The following is a 14,802-nucleotide window of genomic DNA, read 5'->3' on the forward strand; positions in this document are numbered from 1 at the left end:
AAGACAGCACAGCTATGCAATCCCAGGCGTGCAGTGCATGCTTCCCTGGCCCCCTGGAAAACGTTTGGATAGTGCCCATGAACCGCAACGATCTGCGCCGCGTCGATATGAACCTGCTGGTGATTTTCGAAGCCCTGATGTTCGAGAAAAACCTGACCCGAGTCGCCGAAAAACTGTTTATCGGCCAACCGGCAGTGAGCGCCGCGCTGGGCCGTTTGCGCGATTTGTTCGACGACCCGTTGCTGCTGCGTAACGGCCGTGCCATGGAACCCACGGCGCGCGCACTGGCGATACTCAAGGAGCTGCAACCTGCCATGGACACCATCTCGGGCGCCGTCAGCCGCGCCAAGGATTTCGACCCCTCCACCAGCTGCGCGGTGTTTCGTATCGGCCTGTCCGATGATGCGGAGTTCGGGCTGTTTCCGTCGTTACTCAGCCGCCTGCGCGAAGAAGCGCCAGGCATCATCGTGGTGGTGCGCCGCGCCAATTACCTGTTGATGCCTTCGCTGCTGGCCAGCGGTGAAATTTCCGTGGGGGTCAGCTACACCACCGATCTGCCGGCCAATGCCAAGCGCAAGAAACTGCGCGATATCCCCTGCAAGGTCCTGCGCGGGGATGACGGCGAGGCGCCGCTGACCCTGGATGATTACTGCGCCAGGCCCCATGCAATGGTGTCGTTCTCCGGTGACCTGAGCGGCAATATCGACCTGGACCTGGCCCGCATCGGCCGCTCGCGCCGCGTGGTACTGGCGGTGCCGCAGTTCAGCGGGTTACGGGCGTTGCTGGCGGGGACGCAGATTATCGCGACCGTGCCGGATTACGCCGCGTGCGCGCTGACCGAAGGCACACGTCTGCGCGCCGAGGACCCGCCGTTTGCGATTGATGCGGCGGAGCTGTCGATGGTGTGGAGCGGGGTGCATGACAACGACCCGGCGGAGCGGTGGTTGAGGGGCAGGATTGCGGAGCATATGGCGCGGGCCACATAGATTTGCCGGCAATTGCAGGAGCGAGCTTGCTCGCGAAAAACTCCCAGGCGCCACGTTTATTCAGAAAGTAGGGCTTATCGTTGACGTTTTTTGCGCGCAAGCCCGCTCCTGCAACAAGCCAAACAGCACATACATCCAATTCTCCCCAGCCGCCAAGCCGCCAGACTCTCCCCATCGCTCAATACTCCGGGGAAGCACTCAGCCATGGATTCAACCACCAACACCAGCCCCGACGAAGTCGTCACCCTGGTCGTCAAGCACCGGGTTAAACCCGGCTTTGAAGTCGAGTACGAAGCCTGGTTGCGCCGCATCGTGCGCATCGCGGGCGAACGCCCTGGGCACCTTGGTGTTGACGTGGTGCGCAGCCAGCAAAACGGCATGGCGATGTTCACTTGCGTGCTGCGCTATCGCTCCACCAGCGCCCTTGAGCTGTGGCTCGGCTCCCCGCAACGCCAGGCCCTGATCGACGAAGCCGCGCCCATGCTGGCGGACGGCGACCAGACGGAAATCGGCGCGGCCAATGAATTCTGGTTCACGCCCCAGGCCGAGGGTGGTGCCAAGCCGCCGCGCTGGAAGCAGGCGGTGGTCAGCCTGTTTGTGATCCTGCCGCAAACCCTGCTGCTGCCGTTTATCTGGGGGCCGATCCTGCGGTTGCACCCGTTTTTGTCCAATTACGTGGTCTCCACCTTCCTGGTCACGCTGACCATCGTGTTGCTGGTGGTGTACCTGCTGATGCCGGCGGCCACCCGCCTGTTCGCTCCCTGGCTTGAAGCCTCTGTAAAGGAAACCCTATGAACGCCGATCTGATTCTGTTCAATGGCCAGTTCCACACCGTGGACCGGGAAAACCCACGCGCCACCGCCGTGGCCATCCACCAAGGGCGCTTTGTCGCCGTGGGTACCGACGGCGAAGCCATGGCCCTGCGCGGCAGCGGCACCCAGGTCATCGACCTCAAGGGCCGCACCGTAATTCCCGGCCTCAACGACTCGCACTTGCACCTGATTCGTGGCGGGTTGAACTACAACCTTGAACTGCGCTGGGAAGGCGTGCCGTCCCTGGCCGATGCCTTGCGCATGCTCAAGGACCAGGCCGACCGCACGCCCACGCCGCAATGGGTACGCGTGGTGGGCGGTTGGAACGAATTCCAGTTCGCCGAAAAGCGCATGCCCACCCTGGAAGAACTCAACCAGGCCGCCCCGGACACCCCGGTGTTCGTGCTGCACTTGTACGACCGCGCCTTGCTCAACCGCGCAGCCCTGCGGGTGGCGGGCTACACCAAGGACACGCCGAACCCGCCGGGCGGTGAGATCGTGCGCGACAGCAACGGCAACCCCACCGGCATGCTGGTGGCGCGGCCTAACGCGATGATCCTGTATGCGACCTTGGCCAAGGGCCCGAAACTGCCTTTGGAATACCAGGTCAACTCCACCCGCCAGTTCATGCGGGAACTCAATCGCCTGGGCCTGACCAGCGCCATCGATGCCGGCGGCGGCTTCCAGAACTACCCCGATGACTACGCGGTGATCGAGCAACTGGCCAAGGATCAACAGTTGACGGTGCGCATCGCCTACAACCTGTTCACCCAGAAGCCCAAGGAAGAGCTCAGCGACTTCAAGAACTGGACCGGCAGCGTCACCCTGCATCAGGGCGATGACTACCTGCGCCATAACGGGGCCGGCGAGATGCTGGTGTTCTCGGCGGCGGACTTTGAAGACTTCCTCGAGCCCCGCCCGGACCTGCCGCTGACCATGGAACAGGAGCTGGAACCGGTGGTGCGCCACCTGGTGGAACAGCGCTGGCCGTTCCGTCTGCACGCCACTTACGACGAGTCCATCTCGCGCATGCTTGACGTGTTCGAGAAGGTCAACCGCGATATTCCGTTCAATGGCTTGCCGTGGTTCTTCGACCACGCCGAAACCATCACCCCGAAAAACATCGAACGTGTGCGTGCCCTCGGTGGCGGTATTGCGATTCAGGATCGCATGGCGTTCCAGGGCGAATACTTTGTCGAGCGCTACGGCGCCAAGGCCGCCGAAGCCACACCGCCGATCAAGCGCATGCTGGCCGAAGGCGTGCCGGTTGGGGCGGGCACCGATGCCACCCGCGTGTCGAGCTACAACCCCTGGACCTCGCTGTACTGGATGGTCAGCGGCCGTACTGTCGGTGGCCTGGAGCTGCACGCCGAGGGTTTGCCGCGCCTTACCGCATTGGAGCTGTTCACCCACGGCAGCGCCTGGTTCTCGTCCGAGCAGGGCAAGAAAGGCCAGGTCAAGGTCGGTCAATTGGCGGATGTCGCCGCGTTGTCGGCGGACTTTTTCAGTGTCGAGGAAGAAGCTATCAAGTGGATCGAGTCGGTGCTGACAGTGGTCGGCGGCAAGGTCGTGTACGGCGCTGGCGACTTCGAAGATTTCGCACCGCCACGAGTACCGGTGCTGCCCGACTGGTCGCCGGTGGTCAAGGTGCCAGGGCACTGGCGCCCGACGTCGCCGATGCAGGCCCAGGTTCACCAGTGCAGCGGCCCCTGTGGCGTGCATGCCCACAGCCATGAAAAAGCGCGCCTTTCCAGCGTGCCGGTCAGCGACTTCCAGGGTTTCTGGGGGGCGTTCGGCTGCTCCTGCTTTGCTTTTTGAAAAACACCCCATCCCCAAAGGAGTTACCCATGACTTACAAGCGCTTGAACAAAGACGATGCTGTTGTGCTGTTGGTTGATCACCAGACCGGCCTGATCTCCCTGGTGCAGGATTTCTCCCCCAACGAGTTCAAGAACAACGTGCTGGCCCTGGCCGACGTGGCGAAGTTCTTCAACCTGCCGACCATCCTGACCACCAGCTTTGAAAGCGGCCCTAACGGGCCGCTGGTGCCTGAGCTCAAAGAACTGTTCCCCGACGCGCCGTACATTCCGCGCCCTGGCCAGATCAACGCATGGGACAACGAAGATTTCGTCAAGGCCGTCAAGGCGACCGGCCGCAAGCAGATCATCATTGCCGGTGTGGTGACCGACGTGTGCGTGGCATTCCCGACCCTGTGTGCCCTTGACGAAGGCTTCGAGGTTTTCGTGGTCACCGACGCTTCCGGCACCTTCAACGAAACCGTGCAACAAGCCGCCTGGGCGCGTATGACCGCCGCCGGTGCGCAACTGGTCAACTGGTTCTCCGTGGCCTGCGAGCTGCAAGTGGACTGGCGCAACGATATGGAAGGCCTGGCCAACCTGCTTTCGCCGCGCATTCCCAACTACCGCAACCTGATGAACAGCTACTCGGCGTTCGCTGCCAAGTAACCTGTTTTGTAGGAGCGAGCTTGCTCGCGAAAAACGTCAACGATAACCGCGTGCTTCCTGAATAAACGCGGCGTCTACGGGGTTTTCGCGAGCAAGCTCGCTCCTACAGAGGGCATTAGGGCAAGTTCTCTCCAACATTTGATGGTGTTCACATTTTGGTTTGTGGTGTGACCACTGACAGGCTATAAAACAGCCCATCGTCCCCTGAGAAGCGACAATGAACCCCTTCGAAGACATGCGCCTGTTCTGCCAGGTCATGGAATCCGGCAGTTTCACTGCCGCCGCCGAGCAATTGGGCTTGTCCAAGCAATTCGTCAGCCGCCGCCTGATCCAACTGGAAGACCGCCTGGGCGTACGCCTGCTCAACCGCTCCACACGGCGCCTGGACGTCACGCCGCTGGGCCAGAGTTACTATGAGTCGGCCTTGCGCCTGCTCGGTGAGGTGGAGCAAGTGGAGCAGGGCATCGCCGGCCAGAACAGCGAACCCCGCGGCACCATTCGCCTCAGTGCACCCTTGTCGTTCGCCATGGCGCACCTGGGTTGCCTGTTGCCGTTGTTCCTGCGCCAGCATCCGCAGGTCTGCGTTGAAGTTGACCTGAGCGACCGTCCGGTGGACTTGATCGGCGAAGGCTACGACCTGGTGCTACGCATCGGCACCCTGGAAGATTCCACCCTGATCGCCCGACGGATCGCCGCTATCGAGCGGGTGTATTGCGCCAGCCCCGACTACCTGGCGCTGCGGGGTACGCCTTTGAAACCCGAAGATTTAACCACGCACGACTGCCTGCCCTACGGCCACGGCCGCCAGGTGCAATGGCGCTTCAAAGGCAAGGTGCAAGCGTTGAGCGTCAGTGGGCGCATGCGCGTCAACAACGGTGACCTGCTGCGCGATACCGCGATAGCCGGTTTGGGCGTTACCTACCTACCGACGTTCATTGTCAGCGAGGCCTTGAAGGATGGGCGTCTGGTCAAGGTACTGGAGGACTTCGCTCCTGAGGCCTTGACCCTGTCGGCGGTGTACCCGCAGCACCGCCAGAGTTCACGCCCGGTGCAAGCGCTGGTGGAGTTCCTGCGCGAACGCCTGGCTAGCGGCTGCTGAACAGTTGACGGATCAGGTTGGGCGTGCTGCCCGTCCACCGCTTGAACGAGCGCCGAAAATTCGCCGCATCGTTGAAATTCAGGTACGCCGCTACTTGCTCGTTACTCCACCCCTTGGCCTGGTACAGGTGCAACGCCACATGCTTGCGCACCCGGTCGACCTGTTGCTGAAAACCGGTGTCGTGCCGTTGCAACTTGCGCTTTAGCGTGGCCGGGCTCATGGCGAAGGTGTGGGCGGCCTGTTCCAGGCTTGGTGGCTGGCGCACGTGTTCGCGCAGGTAGGCATCGAGGCAGTCCAGAAAACTTGTGGCAAAGCCCAGTTGCTCGATTTGTTCAAGGGCTTGCTGGCGCGCGACCTGGCCCGCCGTGGCCGAAGCACCCGGCCAGGTGTGGGTGAGGTATTCACGGGGGAGGCACATCATGTTCAGAGGGCGTTCGAAGCGCGTGTGTTCGCCCAGATGGACCCAGTATTGCTCGACATACCGAGGTTCGGCGTGGCTGAAGCTGCACACCCACGGCAAGCGCTGGCCGCTGAGCCATTGGCTCATGGCAACCAGTGAAGTCATGCTGGCTTCGAGCAGAAAGCGCCAGTGTTCGCCGGCGCCGCAACTGTCCAACCAATACAGGTAAGCGTGGTGCTCATCCAGCTCCAGTTGCAGCGTGGCCAGCGGGCTGAGCAGCACTTGTTGCTGGATCAGGATATCCAGGGCCTGATGAAGGTTCTGTGCATGCCCCAGCGCATGACTGGCGGCGCCGTAATAGCCGGGCAGCAGGCGTTGGCCAAACAGGAAACTGCTGTCATCGGCATCCAGCAGTTTGCGGCTGTTGCCGATCAAACCCAGGAACTGCTGCGGGCTCAACCGCGCATTGCCGGCCAGGATGTCTTCGTGGAACAGGCCGGTGCCGCGCAGTAGGCGATGGCTGTCGATGTCCCGGGACAAGCCCAGGTCGATCAACGTGGCGGGTTGATAGTGACCGGGGATGAAGCGGCTGTCGTTTTCATACCAGCTGGTTTTCACGGCCATTTCAGGCACTTTTCGCAAGGGGTTGCTTGGCCCGGGCCAGGCCCATATTCAGCCGTTTGAGCAGCTCGTGGGGTGACTCTTGCAAGGCCATCACCACCGCCGTGGTCGCCGTCAGTTGCAGGCGTTCGCCCTGTTGCCGGGTCTTGTGGGCGAGGCTCTGCACCGCGTGTTGCAACTCCAGCGCCAGGCCCTGGGCCTGGCGCTCGCCGGTGTTGGGCAGCAGCACCACAAAACGATCGCCCGCCAGGCGGCACAACAGGTCCTGGCGGCGCAGGTTGAGCAACAGCACATGGCTGACCGCCTGTAGCACCGCATCACCCTCGGCATGCCCGTAGGCCTGGTTGATGGTGGCGAAGTTGTCCAGGTCCAGGGCCAACAACGACAGTGGTTGTTGCTGCGCTTGGCTGTCGCGCAGGCTGTCGGCGAGTTGGCGCTTGAGGTAGTCGGCACCGGCCAGGGGCGTGAGTTTGTCGAACAGCCGATGCTCGCGAAACAACCGCTCGCGTTTTTCCATCTGTGCGCTGATCGCCAGTTGTTCGTGGTGCCAGTGATAAATGCCAATCGTCAGCAGGATCATGCCCAACGGCATTGGCCCTGACTCCAGCCAGTGATCCCAGGAGATGCTGTCAGGCAGGCGGATGAATTCGTCGAGGCTGTCGATCCACCAGGAAAAAAAGATGCACGACAGCCCCAGCGCCAGGTATTGGGTGACCCGTCCGGCGGGGCGGCTTTTCAATACCAGACCCAGCCAGATCAGCGCGAGCAGCGCCGAACCGCCTTCGCCGATGATATCCAGCCACACCCATTCGCTGACGCTCTTGAGCTCGCCGCAGGCCAGGTGCAGGATCAGTCCGAGGTTGGCGGCGATCAGGAGCAATGCGAGTTTCCAGCGGTGGGGTTTGAGCACGGAAAACATGGCCACGGGTCCTTGGGCAAATGAGTAATGGGCGCCAGCACAGCAGATGGATGTGACGGTTGGATGACGGGCGGGGAGGGTCGAATCAGCTCATGCCCTCGGCCTATTTTTTAGCTGGACATAGAGCCCATGTGGGAGCTGGCTTGCCTGCGATGGCGACCTGACAGGCGACACTGTTATACCGAGTACATATCCATTCCTGCGATAACGGCCACTTAGGGTTCCGCTTTTACAGCGGCTCACTTTTGAAAAGAGCCCAAAAGTAAGCAAAAGGCTCTTGCCCCACCACTCGGCACCTCGCTTAGGCTCGGTGTGCCCGTAATCCGCCAGTGATTTGGGGGGCCGCCGCCACGCGCCATCCATGGCGCGGGGCGGCTAAACCGGCATCCCTGCCGGTTTACCCCCCAAATCCCTGTCGAATTTCGGCCAGCGTGGTTTAACGGGGCGCCTAAGATCAAAAGCAGATCAAGATCAAGATCAAGAGCAAGAGCAAGAGCAAGAGCAAGATCAAGATCAAGAGCGGCTCGCTTCGCATCGTGGTTACCTGGGCGGCACATTCGACTTCTCTGTCGATTGAACTGCCGTCTTCGCAGGCAAGCCCGCTTGCTCCCGCATCTGGCCGAGGTCATTTCAGCTCATTTGTACCCTCCAGAAGCCTGTAAACCCCGCTTTGACAGGCTCTGCCCGCAACCTTGTCACAGAACCGTCACGCCTGCCCCCTAGCGTGCCCTCCCAGTTGCCGGGCCCCTTGCCTGGCGCCAACGGATTCTTGGGGAGGGTTTCATGTACAAGCGCACCGGGCTCGTCAGCTTTACGCTTACCGCCTTGGCTCTGGCGATAGCCTGCGAGCGGCTCAACGCCGCGGAAGCGGCCACCGAGCATGTCGATGTGGTCGGCCAAGCCGCTGCGATCGACAGCGCCCTCAAGGAGCAGCGCTCTTCCGACAGTATCAAGAGCGTGGTGCATGCCGACGGCGTCGCCCAGTTGCCGGATGAGAACGTTGCCGAGGCGGTGCAGCGCTTGCCGGGCATCAGCGTTGAACGTGACCAGGGCGAAGGCCGCTTTGTCAGCGTGCGCGGCCTGGGCCCGGACCTCAACAGCGTGACCATCAACGGCACCCTGGTGCCATCCCCCGAGAGCGAGCGCCGCGCCGTGGCCCTCGATGTTCTGCCTTCGGAATTGGTGCAGTCGCTGTCGGTGATCAAGACGCTCACACCGGACATGGACGCCAACTCCCTCGGCGGCACCGTCGATGTGAAAAGCCTTTCGGCGTTCGACCACAAGGGCCTGTTCTATACCGGCAGCACCGAGGCCAGTTACGACAAGAACACGCACCAGACCAGCCCCAAATTCTCCGGCGCCGCCAGTAACCGGTTCAGCCTCGGCGACGGTATCGACAACTTTGGCGTGGCCGCGGCCCTCAGTTGGCAGAAGCGTGATTTCGGCTCGGACAACGTCGAAACCGGCGGCGCCTGGGACTTCAGCAACGGCGCCCGGCTCAACGAATTCGAGCAGCGCGACTACGACATCAGCCGTGAACGCGCCGGTGGTGGCCTTAACTTCGATTACAAGCCCGATGACCTGAGCAGCTACTACCTGCGCACCCTCTACAGTCGCTACAAGGACACCGAAACCCGCAACGCTGCCAGCCTCTAGTTCGCTGACCCGCAAGCGCCCGGCGAATTGGGCGACGCCGAGGGCAAACGCAAGCTCAAGAACCGCGAGGAAACCCAGCAAATCCAGTCCTACGTAGTGGGCGGTGAACGCATGCTCGGCCTGTGGACCTTGAGCGGCCAGGCCGGTTACAGCCGTTCCAGTGAAGACAGCCCGGGGCATATTGCCGGTGCGACCTTCGACGGCGGTGACTTTGCCGACAGCGGCTTTTACGACACGGCCAAGCCGCGCCCGATCATCGGCAGTGGTTTCTACGACCCCGCCAATTTCAGCCTGGACAAAGTCGACTGGGAAAAACAGCACACCCAGGACACCGAGAAGAACCTGCGCCTGGACCTGGCCCGCGACTATGACCTGCGCGGTTACGCATCCCAGTTCAAGTTCGGCGGCAAGGTCAGCCGGCGCCACAAGGACAATGACCTGGAGGCCTGGGTCTACAAGGACCTGGATGAGCAGGGCTTGAGCGATGAACAACTCAGCCTCACGCAGTTCCAGAAGGGCAACGTCGACTACCGCCTCGGCCGCTTTGGCCCAGGCATCAGCGCGGGCAATATCCGCCAGTTGATCGGCGGCCTCAATCGCGATGACTTCTATGACCCGACCGAATCCACGGTCAACGACTTCACCATCCGCGAAGACATCAATGCCGGCTACCTGATGAACACCGTCGATATTGACGACTGGCGCTTCATCGCCGGTATGCGTTACGAGGGTACCGAGTTCGAAGCCAAGGGCACCGGTGCCACGGACGGCCAGTTCAGCGCCACCGAGACCAAGCGCCGTTATCACCACTGGTTGCCGGGCCTGCATGCGCGCTACCAGATTGACAAGAACACCCAAGTACGCGCCGCCTGGACCAAATCGGTGGTGCGCCCGACCTTTGGCCAACTGGCCCCGGGTTTTGTGATCGACGATGACGAGGCCACGTTCGGCAACCCGGACCTCAAGCCTCTGGAATCGAGCAACCTGGACCTGGGCATCGAGCATTTCATGGGCCGTGCCGGTACCGTGTCGGCCTTCGTGTTCTACAAAGACATCCAGAACTTCGTCTACAACACCGACGTGGCTGGTACCGGTGCCTGGGCCAATTTCGCCGAGGCGCACACCTTTGCCAACGGCGACAGCGCCAAACTGTATGGCCTGGAACTGGCCTACTCACAGAAGTTCGACTGGCTGCCTGCGCCATTGAACGGCCTGATGATCGGTGCCAACAGCACCTTCAGCCGTTCCAGCGCGGACATCGAGGGCTTCGACAGTGCCAGCGGGCGCAATCGCAAGCGCAACATCAGCCTGCCCAACCAATCAGACACGGTCGGCAACCTGATGCTCGGTTGGGAAGACGACACCCTCAGCCTGCGCCTGTCGGCCAATTACAAATCGGCCTATTTGTACGAGTTGGCGTCGATCAATGACAAGGCCCATGACCTGCACGTCGACGCGCAAACCTTCGTCGATTTCAGCGCGCGCTACTCACTGACCAAGAACCTGCAGGTCAGCTTCGAGGCACAGAACCTCACCGACGAGTCGTACTTCGTCTACACCGGCCACCGTAGCTACAACGGCCAGTACGAAGAGTACGGACCCACCTACAAGTTGGGCCTGACCTTCACCCATTTCTAACCCTGGCCCCTGTAGGAGCGAGCTCGCTCGCGAAAAACTTCAACGATGACGCGGGGCGCCTGAATGAATGCGGCGCCTGGGAGTTTTTCGCGAGCAAGCTCGCTCCTACAGGGCATCAGGGCAAGCCCTCCCAAACGGGATCTCCATTGTTTTCGAAGGATTGTCTGTTCATGAGAATTTCCAAGCTGTGCCTGCTGGTCGTACTGGTTAGCAGCGCCAATGCGTTCGCCACTGACCTACCGCTGACCCCTTGGGCACCCAGCCTGAACGCCCAGGCCGTTGCCTTCCTGCCCGGCGGCACCCAGCGCGTGGCCGCCAGTGCCCGCGACGGCCTGCTGCTGCTCGACGATAAAGGCGTCGAACTGGCCCGCTTCAAAGGCCGTTTCAGCAGCCTCGACACACGCGCTGCCGGTACTCACTCGCTGATCGCCAGCCTCGATAACGACCGCCAGCAGGCCTTGCTGATCGGTCTCGATGGCGCCGGCAAAACCTGGGGTACGCCGCTGTACCTGCCGACCCGCGACTTCGCGGTAAATAGCCTGTGCCTCTATCGCGATTCGGCGGCCAACCTGTTTGTGTTTCTGGTCGGTGAAGAGGGCAAGGGCGAGCAGTGGCTGGTGGGCAATGGTTCGACGCTGTTGGCCCAGGCGCAGCGTGTTCGCAACCTGCCACTGCCTCCATCGGCGCAATTCTGCCAAGTGGACGATGCGGCCGAACGATTGGTGGTGAATGAGCAAAACGTCGGCTGGTGGGCCTACCCGGCGCACCCGGAAGCCGAGGTGAAGCGCATGCCCGTGGCGCTGTTCGACGATCCCCAGCGCGAAGCAGGCGCCATGGCACTGGTGCCGGGCGGGATGCTCGCGTTGGACCCGAAAACCGCGCAATTGCACCTGTTCCAGCAAGTCGGGGAACGTTGGGTTGAGCAACCCAGCCTGGCCTTGCCGGGCCTCAAGGAACCGGAGCAGTTGGTAATACAGGGCCGGCAGGTGCTGGTGCGGGACGACGACAGCGAGCAGCTCTATCAGGGCCGCCTTGACTGGCAAGCCACGCCGGTGCCGGTTGCGCCGATACTTGCGCAAGTCGCCGCACTGCGCCAGACCGAACCCGTGGGTCGCCAAGGCGACGCGGCGGATGACCCGGCCATCTGGGTTCACCCTGAAACGCCGGCCAAAAGTCGTGTGCTGGGGACCAACAAGAAACAGGGCCTGCTGGCCTACGATCTTGACGGCAAGCTGTTGCAGGAGCTGGCAGTGGGGCGCCTGAACAATGTCGACATACGCCCTGGCTTCAAACTCGGTACGCACACCGTCGACCTGGCCGTGGCGAGTAATCGCGACCGCAATAGCCTGAGCCTGTTCAGCATCGACCGCCAGAGCGGCGAGTTGCTTGAAGCCGGTGAGGTCCCCACGCCACTCAAGGACATCTACGGCATCTGCCTGTACCAGCCCGCCAGCGGTGAGCTCTACGCGTTCGCCAATGACAAGGATGGCACCTTCCTGCAATACCGCCTGAGTGCACCGGCTGGCCGTGTGCAGGGCGAGTTGGTGCGTCAGTTCAAGGTCGACAGCCAGCCCGAGGGCTGCGTGGCCGATGACCAGCGCCAACGCTTGTTTATCGGTGAGGAAGATGTCGGTGTGTGGGCGATGGATGCCCGTGCCGACCAACCGGCCACGCTCACTCCGGTGATCAAAGTCGGCCCGCAACTGCACGCAGATGTCGAAGGCCTGGCGCTGTATCAAAGCCCCGCGCGGGATTACCTGGTGATCTCCAGCCAAGGCAATGACAGCTACCTGGTGCTGGACGCCGAGCCGCCATTCGCTGTGCACGGCGCCTTGCGCGTTGGCCTCAATGCGGCCGCAGGCATTGATGGCGCCTCGGAAACCGATGGCCTGGAGGTCACTGCCGTCAACCTCGGTGGGCCATGGAGCCAGGGCATGCTGGTGGTACAGGACGGGCGCAAGCGCATGCCCGAGCAAGCCCAGAACTTCAAGTTTGTGCCCTGGGCCGAGGTGAGCCGCGCGTTGAAATTACCCTGAGCTGTCATCACGCAGTCATCCGTTTTTAATCGAATAGGAGCTTTACCATGCACGCGACGATGGAACATATGACGATCTGGAGTTTGATCAGCGACGCTAGCCTGTTGGTCAAGGCTGTGATGGTCACTTTGCTGCTGGCTTCCTTGTTCAGCTGGTATCTGATCATTCAGCGCAGCAGTGTGCTGCGTGGTCTGGAACGGCAGCTCAACGGCTTCCTGGCGCGCTTTCGCGTGGCGTCGGACCTGCAACCCTTGTATCGCGACACCGTGCAGGCGGGCGAGGGCGGTGTGGCGCCGATCTTTATTGCCGGCATGCAGGAATACCAGCATCTGCACCACCACGATCCGGCAGTGCTCGAGGGTGTGGAGCGCGCCTTGCAGGTAGCGATCACCGAGCAGGAACTTGAGCTGGAAAAGGGCCTGCAATTTCTGGCGACGGTGGGGTCGGTCAGCCCCTATATCGGCCTGTTCGGGACTGTATGGGGCATCATGAATTCGTTCCTCGGCTTGTCGCAGGTGCAACAGGCCACGCTATCGACCGTGGCACCGGGTATTGCAGAAGCCTTGATTGCCACGGCCATTGGCCTGTTTGCGGCGATTCCGGCAGTGATCGCCTATAACCGTTTCGCGGCCCGCAGCCAGACCTTGCTCACGCGCTACTACGCTTTCGGCAATGAACTGCAAGTGCACCTGCACCGCATGCTGCGCGGTACCTCGATCAACCTGGCCGTGGCCGCCTGAACAAGGAGCAAAGCGATGTTGATCAGGCCGCAACGCAAGCACGGGCCCAAGGCCGAGATGAATGTGGTGCCCTACATCGACGTGATGCTGGTGCTGCTGGTGATCTTCATGGTCACTGCGCCCATGCTCACCCAGGGCGTAAAGATCGAACTGCCCAAGGTCGCCGCCGAGGCGCTGGCCACCGATACGCGCCAGCAGATCCTGACGTTGTCGGTGAAGGCGGACGGTGGCTACTACTGGAACCTGGGTGGCGAGCTGGATACGCGCCAGCAGACCGATAGCGCGGTGACCCTGGAAGAAATGAGCGCCAAGGTCATGCAGGTGGTGGCGGCGCGCAGCGATACCCAGGTGTATATCCGCGCTGACGACAATGCAGGTTATGGCCGTGTAGTGGCGGCCATGGCGGTGCTGCAGAAGGGCGGCGTCAGCAATCTTGGGCTGGTGACAGAGGCCCCACAATGACAACGATGATCCTGCACAGTCCGGCACTGGCCTTGGCGCCCAACGGCGATGGTTTATGGCGTAAAGGCCTGGCAGCGAGTCTGGCCGTGGCGCTACATGGTGCGGTGGCAGTGGCGTTGATGCTGGGCTGGTCGACGGAGCGACCAGGGGTGGATGCGCCGCGGGTGATGCACACGCAGTTGGTGGTTTTACCCGCTCCGGCGCCGGCGCCTGTGCCGACACCCGAGCCCGTAGCTGCCGCGCTGGCAGAACCTGTTGTCATCCCGGTACCGACCAGGCCGACGGTTGATCCGCAGGTGCAGGCGCAAAAGCTCGAGAAAGCCGCGCTGGCGCGCAAGCGGGTTGAAGAAAAGAAACTCGAGCAACAACAGCAGCGCATGGCGACCGAGCAGCGCAATCGGGAGTTGGAACAGCAACGTCTGAGTCAGGAGCGTGCCGCTTCGGAAAAAGCCCGAGCCGCCGTGCCTGCGCCTACCCCTGCATTCGACATCCGCCAGTACCAACCCTTGAGCAAGGCCGCCCCCGACTACCCCGAACGCGCCCTGGACAAGAACATCGAAGGCGACTGCTCGGTGGAGTACACCGTCAACATCCAGGGGCACGTTGAAACCCCCAAGGTATTGGAAGGCTGTCACCCGTTGTTCATCAGGCCCTCATTGGCGGCGGCCAATACTTTTCGCTACCAGCCGAGAATCGTCGATGGCAAAGCTGTTGCCGTACCGGCAGTGCGCAACACCTTCCACTACCGCATCAAATGAGCTTCCCCGCCACCTTCCCAAAACCTGTGAGAGCTGGTTTGCCGGCGATAGCGGTGGCTCAGTTGAATATTCAGTGACTGACACACCGCGCTCCCACAGGGATCTGTGCCAGGCGCTGATTTTTTTTGGGCAATGCATGACCAGTGTGGGAGCTGGCTTGCCTGCGATAGCGGTGGCTCAGTTGAATATTCAGTGGCTGGCCCCCCCTTT

Annotated in this window: 11 protein-coding genes and 1 pseudogene; 10 read left to right on the forward strand and 2 right to left on the reverse strand. The window is 61.8% G+C overall.

Translation table 11 applies throughout. The features are described 5' to 3' along the window. Positions 1 to 77 precede the first annotated feature (77 nt). The 5 genes from HBO10_RS25440 (at position 78) to HBO10_RS25460 (ending at position 5,362) form a co-directional block, all read left to right on the forward strand. Positions 78 to 986: a LysR family transcriptional regulator gene (locus HBO10_RS25440; RefSeq protein WP_003191909.1), complete on the forward strand. Its 909-nt coding sequence runs from the start codon at positions 78 to 80 to the stop codon at positions 984 to 986. Between the two features lie 204 nt (positions 987 to 1,190). Then, positions 1,191 to 1,781 carry an antibiotic biosynthesis monooxygenase gene (locus tag HBO10_RS25445; protein WP_034127393.1) on the forward strand — a complete coding sequence of 197 codons (591 nt, stop codon included), beginning with the start codon at positions 1,191 to 1,193 and terminating at the stop codon, positions 1,779 to 1,781. Beyond that, positions 1,778 to 3,616 carry an amidohydrolase gene (locus HBO10_RS25450; protein WP_034127394.1) on the forward strand — a complete coding sequence of 613 codons (1,839 nt, stop codon included), beginning with the start codon at positions 1,778 to 1,780 and terminating at the stop codon, positions 3,614 to 3,616. The genes HBO10_RS25445 and HBO10_RS25450 overlap by 4 nt, the downstream gene beginning before the upstream one ends. A 29-nt stretch (positions 3,617 to 3,645) precedes the next feature. Next, entirely contained in the window at positions 3,646 to 4,263 is a 618-nt protein-coding gene (gene ycaC, locus HBO10_RS25455; protein WP_003191905.1) for an isochorismate family cysteine hydrolase YcaC, read from the forward strand. Positions 4,264 to 4,480: 217 nt separating this feature from the next. Then, positions 4,481 to 5,362 carry a LysR family transcriptional regulator gene (locus tag HBO10_RS25460; RefSeq protein ID WP_032903519.1) on the forward strand — a complete coding sequence of 294 codons (882 nt, stop codon included), beginning with the start codon at positions 4,481 to 4,483 and terminating at the stop codon, positions 5,360 to 5,362. Here the strand turns inward: HBO10_RS25460 and HBO10_RS25465 are convergent. Next, positions 5,349 to 6,386 carry an AraC family transcriptional regulator gene (locus HBO10_RS25465; protein WP_034127395.1) on the reverse strand — a complete coding sequence of 346 codons (1,038 nt, stop codon included), beginning with the start codon at positions 6,384 to 6,386 and terminating at the stop codon, positions 5,349 to 5,351. The two genes, HBO10_RS25460 and HBO10_RS25465, sit on opposite strands and share 14 nt — an antisense overlap. Before the next feature lies 1 nt (position 6,387). Next, on the reverse strand, positions 6,388 to 7,302 hold the full coding sequence (locus tag HBO10_RS25470; protein WP_034127396.1) for a GGDEF domain-containing protein: 915 nt from the start codon (positions 7,300 to 7,302) through the stop codon (positions 6,388 to 6,390). 783 nt (positions 7,303 to 8,085) lie between these two features. Between HBO10_RS25470 and HBO10_RS25475 the strand changes: the two are divergent. The 5 genes and pseudogenes from HBO10_RS25475 to HBO10_RS25495 all read left to right on the forward strand — a co-directional run bounded on the left by HBO10_RS25475 (position 8,086) and on the right by HBO10_RS25495 (position 14,592). Next, positions 8,086 to 10,596: pseudogene (locus tag HBO10_RS25475) on the forward strand (TonB-dependent receptor). 170 nt (positions 10,597 to 10,766) lie between these two features. Then, entirely contained in the window at positions 10,767 to 12,632 is a 1,866-nt protein-coding gene (locus tag HBO10_RS25480; protein ID WP_169922154.1) for a phytase, read from the forward strand. 47 nt (positions 12,633 to 12,679) lie between these two features. Next, positions 12,680 to 13,372 carry a protein TolQ gene (tolQ, locus tag HBO10_RS25485; RefSeq protein WP_034127398.1) on the forward strand — a complete coding sequence of 231 codons (693 nt, stop codon included), beginning with the start codon at positions 12,680 to 12,682 and terminating at the stop codon, positions 13,370 to 13,372. A 15-nt stretch (positions 13,373 to 13,387) separates the two neighbouring features. After that, positions 13,388 to 13,834, forward strand: coding sequence for a protein TolR (gene tolR / locus HBO10_RS25490; RefSeq protein WP_034127399.1), 447 nt, complete (start codon positions 13,388 to 13,390; stop codon positions 13,832 to 13,834). After that, positions 13,831 to 14,592 (forward strand): energy transducer TonB, encoded by a 762-nt coding sequence (locus tag HBO10_RS25495; RefSeq protein WP_034127400.1) that lies wholly within the window; start codon positions 13,831 to 13,833, stop codon positions 14,590 to 14,592. Before tolR ends, HBO10_RS25495 begins: the two co-directional genes overlap by 4 nt. Positions 14,593 to 14,802 lie beyond the last annotated feature (210 nt).

It is taken from the genome of Pseudomonas sp. WS 5503, from assembly GCF_012985385.1.
Classification (GTDB): Bacteria; Pseudomonadota; Gammaproteobacteria; order Pseudomonadales; family Pseudomonadaceae; genus Aquipseudomonas; species Aquipseudomonas paracarnis.

Excerpts from the sequence above, each read along its gene's own strand:
- HBO10_RS25445 (WP_034127393.1), top strand. The coding sequence starts at position 1,191 with ATGGATTCAACCACCAACACCAGCCCCGACGAAGTCGTCACCCTGGTC.
- HBO10_RS25440 (WP_003191909.1), top strand. The coding sequence starts at position 78 with ATGAACCGCAACGATCTGCGCCGCGTCGATATGAACCTGCTGGTGATT.
- HBO10_RS25460 (WP_032903519.1), top strand. The coding sequence starts at position 4,481 with ATGAACCCCTTCGAAGACATGCGCCTGTTCTGCCAGGTCATGGAATCC.
- HBO10_RS25495 (WP_034127400.1), top strand. The coding sequence starts at position 13,831 with ATGACAACGATGATCCTGCACAGTCCGGCACTGGCCTTGGCGCCCAAC.
- ycaC (WP_003191905.1), top strand. The coding sequence starts at position 3,646 with ATGACTTACAAGCGCTTGAACAAAGACGATGCTGTTGTGCTGTTGGTT.
- HBO10_RS25450 (WP_034127394.1), top strand. The coding sequence starts at position 1,778 with ATGAACGCCGATCTGATTCTGTTCAATGGCCAGTTCCACACCGTGGAC.
- tolQ (WP_034127398.1), top strand. The coding sequence starts at position 12,680 with ATGCACGCGACGATGGAACATATGACGATCTGGAGTTTGATCAGCGAC.
- HBO10_RS25480 (WP_169922154.1), top strand. The coding sequence starts at position 10,767 with ATGAGAATTTCCAAGCTGTGCCTGCTGGTCGTACTGGTTAGCAGCGCC.
- HBO10_RS25470 (WP_034127396.1), bottom strand. The coding sequence starts at position 7,302 with ATGTTTTCCGTGCTCAAACCCCACCGCTGGAAACTCGCATTGCTCCTG.
- tolR (WP_034127399.1), top strand. The coding sequence starts at position 13,388 with ATGTTGATCAGGCCGCAACGCAAGCACGGGCCCAAGGCCGAGATGAAT.
- HBO10_RS25465 (WP_034127395.1), bottom strand. The coding sequence starts at position 6,386 with ATGGCCGTGAAAACCAGCTGGTATGAAAACGACAGCCGCTTCATCCCC.